Origin of the sequence: Moorena sp. SIO2C4 (assembly GCF_010672485.1) — a bacterium.
GTDB lineage: Bacteria > Cyanobacteriota > Cyanobacteriia > Cyanobacteriales > Coleofasciculaceae > Moorena > Moorena producens.
The window spans coordinates 1-3556 of sequence record NZ_JAAHGN010000803.1 but is presented as its reverse complement, the minus strand read 5'-3'; the positions used below and the strand labels follow the sequence as shown (position 1 = coordinate 3556).

At 44.4% G+C, this 3556-nt stretch carries 3 protein-coding genes; all 3 read right to left on the bottom strand.

What is annotated here, in order from left to right; genetic code table 11:
* The coding region (locus F6K20_RS29365) for an IS607 family transposase (protein ID WP_287297053.1) at window positions 1–595 on the bottom strand (595 nt) is incomplete at its 3' end.
* Between the two features lie 72 nt (window positions 596–667).
* On the bottom strand, window positions 668–1432 hold the full coding sequence (gene larB / locus F6K20_RS29360) for a nickel pincer cofactor biosynthesis protein LarB (RefSeq protein ID WP_287257281.1): 765 nt from the start codon (window positions 1430–1432) through the stop codon (window positions 668–670).
* Between the two features lie 479 nt (window positions 1433–1911).
* Window positions 1912–3556, bottom strand: a 1645-nt coding sequence (locus F6K20_RS29355) for an ABC transporter substrate-binding protein (protein WP_287297051.1), incomplete at its 5' end; no start/stop codon positions are given.

Below are 3556 nucleotides of genomic sequence, written 5' to 3'. Positions count from 1 at the left end.
TGGTGTCAACTTCATCGTCTGGTTCCGGGGTTTTATCTTGTACCGCTTGCGTGACTTGCTTTTGATATTTTCGGAGTCCGTAAAGCCTAGCAGAGAAACAGTGGAGGATGGACAGGATATCTTCGACCAACTTTTGTTCTGGGGACAATTTGCGTTCATTGAGAACCACGAGCTTGACTCCAGCTTTTTTGCATAACCATTCAAGTAATGGGAATCCAAATCTGACGGCTCTGTCTGGGTAGGCAACGACAAATGCTGAGAGATCACAGCTGTAAATTCGTTCCAATATTTTGAGGAACTTTTTCCGCTTAAAATTGAGTCCTGATCCAACTTCTGAAACAATTTCAGCGTTTGGGTATTTTGACCGTAGAAATTCAGCTTGTCGATCAAGGTCGTCCCGTTGGGAGTAGGTAGAGACTCTTGCATAGCAGACAATGGGCTTAATCTGCGGAGTTTCTCCTTCGACACAGAACCGCCTTTGATTCCCTTTTGTCCTGATACTGTCGAGTCTCCCCTCTTTGTCCCACCGCCTAAGAGTTGAGATCGAGACTCCGAGGTGCTCGGCTGCCTCTTTTGGAGTGACATATTTTTTCATTGACCGTGAACCTTACTAAATCTAGTATACTTAACTTTAGTAAGGTTTGCTAAGGCTTAGTAATATATCTGGCTAATAGTTACACCTCCTAAGAATTTTTCCAGCTAAGACAGCAGCACCAAAGCCATTATCAATATTTACTACTCCTATGCCTGGTGCGCAAGAATTCAACATGGTTAACAGGGGTGCCATACCACCAAAACTGGCTCCATAGCCGACACTAGTAGGAACGGCAATAACTGGACAATCGGCCATGCCAGCTACCACACTGGGTAATGCTCCTTCCATCCCAGCTACGACAATTAAGACATCGGCCTCGGCAATCACCTGTCGATTATTCAGCAAGCGGTGGATACCAGCTACCCCCACATCCCAAAGGCGCTTGACCTGAAACCCACATAATTCAGCAGTTACTGCGGCTTCCTGAGCTACTGGTAAATCGGATGTGCCCGCAGAAATTAGACTAATGATACCGGCATACTTAGGTTCGAGCTGAGATGGTGCGATCGCACAAATCCGAGCTGTGGAATAATACTGTAATTCTGGGACTTTTGACTCTAGCTCCGTTGCCACCTCTGGTGTAATCCGTGTGGCCATTACTACTGGATTCTGCTGGCGCATTACTGCCATAATCTGAGCAATTTGGTCAGGGGTTTTTCCCTCTCCCCAAATTACCTCAGGAAATCCAGTTCTTAAGGTGCGGTGGTGGTCAATTTTGGCAAAATCACCCACTTCTTCGTAGGTAAAATCCTTCAGTTTATCTAGAGCAACAGTTGGGCTAAGGTCACCAGCCGCAACTGCTTCCAGTAGAGATTTTAATGCTTCGGGTTGAGTCATTTTAAGGTTATCAGGTTATTAGGTTGAAGGTTTAAGGTTATCTGGTTATTTAGTTTAAGGTTGAAGGTTATTAGGTTTAAGGTTATTAGGTTTAAGGTTATCCGGTTTAATATTTAATGTTTCCGGTTGAGCTACGATTTATAGTTGATAAGTGCGTAGGGTGCGTTAGGGGGGGATTGCCATCATATTCAACTTCGTAGCCAGTCGCCCCGTAACGCACCACGGGGTCAAACACCAAAAATGAGATGTACCCAAGGGATCCCCCTAAATCCCCCTTAAAAAGGGGGACTTTGAGGTTGATAAGTGTACCTTACACATGCAAGAAACGCTATATAGTATTTCTAAATAGATCATGAAACCCAATGCTGATTGATCATAACATCAAAAACTCCTCCTAATTCTTTCCTACTGTTCCCTTTTCCCTATTCCCTGTTCCCTATTCCCTGCTCCCTGCTCCCTGCTCCCTATTCCCAATGTTATCATTCTGAAATTTTCAGTTCATCAATATTCCAGAATGCGCCTCCTAGAGCGGAATATTCAATTCCTTCTATGGAATTACGAACTGCGGTCATGGAGAGAGGATTAATCAGATAAATATAAGGCAAGTGTTCTAAATTAATCCGTTGGGCTTCTTGATAAATTTTTTTGCGATTTTTTTCATCTAATTCTTGAGCGCCTTGGATATAAAGGTCACTTATTTTTTGCTCCCAATCGGCTATTTTCCGACCTTGAATGGGGGATTGACCAGGGAAGGTTTTTTGATTAAAGCTGTGCAATCCCCCATCTACAGACCAGACATTAGAACTATTATTGGGTTCAAAGCCACCGCCACTAAAACCAAGGAGATGGCATTCCCAATCTAAGCTATTGCCGAGTTTGTCTACTAGGGTATTGAAGGCAATGGGAGTAAAATCGACTTGAATGCCAATTTTACTGAGGTCTTGCTTAATCTGTGCTCCCATGGCTTCTCGCAGCTTATTACCAGCATTAGTCATTAAGGTGAAACGGACTCGATTACCTTGGCTATCGAGCAATTCGCCTTCGTCATTGTAGTTAAAGCCCGCTGTTAAGAGTAATTTCTTGGCTTTGTCGGGATTATAGTCATACACTGGTAACCCCTTTTCTGGTGACAGATAATAGGGGCTTTGCACAGGTAAATTAGAATATTGCGGCGCACCTAACCCCCGATATAAATTATTCAGCATGGTTTGCCGGTCTATGCCATAGGCAACGGCTTGTCTAAATTCGAGAGTATTAAACCAACGGGACTTAATTGGATCTACTAAAGGCTCTCCATCCCGGCTACCGGTGTTGAGATTGAAGGAGATAAAACTGGAACTGAGGGTAGGACCAGCGATGTGGATGGTAAAGTTACCCTTTTTTTCCTCCTGCTTCAGCAGGGAATAGTATTCAGGGGATACACCGAGAGCATCTAATCCGCCGGAGCGAAACTGAATAAAGGATGAATCCGTTGATTCTACAATTTCCCAGATCGCCCGCTCAATATAAGGTTGCTGGTTTCCCTGTTCATCTTTTTTCCAGTAGTAGGGATTACGGTCATAAACCACCCGCTGACTGGTGCGGTAGAGTTTGAGTTTGTAAGGGCCGTTGACAATAATATCCTCTGGATCTGTATCTACCCCCCACATGGTCAGAAACTTAGGATTACCCTCTGAATCTTTGGTTTTCACGGATTCTTGCAGGACATGAGCGGGTAAGACCGGTAAGCCAGTACTGCGGAGAAAGGGCGCAAAAGGTTCAGGGACAGCAAATTCCACCCGACGCTGATCGATCTTCTTGACCGTTGGTAAAGCTCGACTCTTGCCAACCCGGAGGATATCTCTAGAATCAGTGGGAATTTCTGGGTTGAGGTAGATGTCATTGTAGGTAAAGACGACATCATCAGTGGTTAAAGGCTCACCATCGGACCACTTTAGCCCCTCCCTCAAGGTAAATAGGATTTTAAGTTTATCGTCGGAAATCTGCCAGGATTCCGCTAAACCCGGGATTATGTCCCCGGTTATCCCATCAGTGTCTATTAAACCCTGAAAGGTAAGACCAAAAATATTGGTGGCACTTTGGTTAAGGGCATAGTTAAAGGTGTTAATGTCACTGAGAATACTA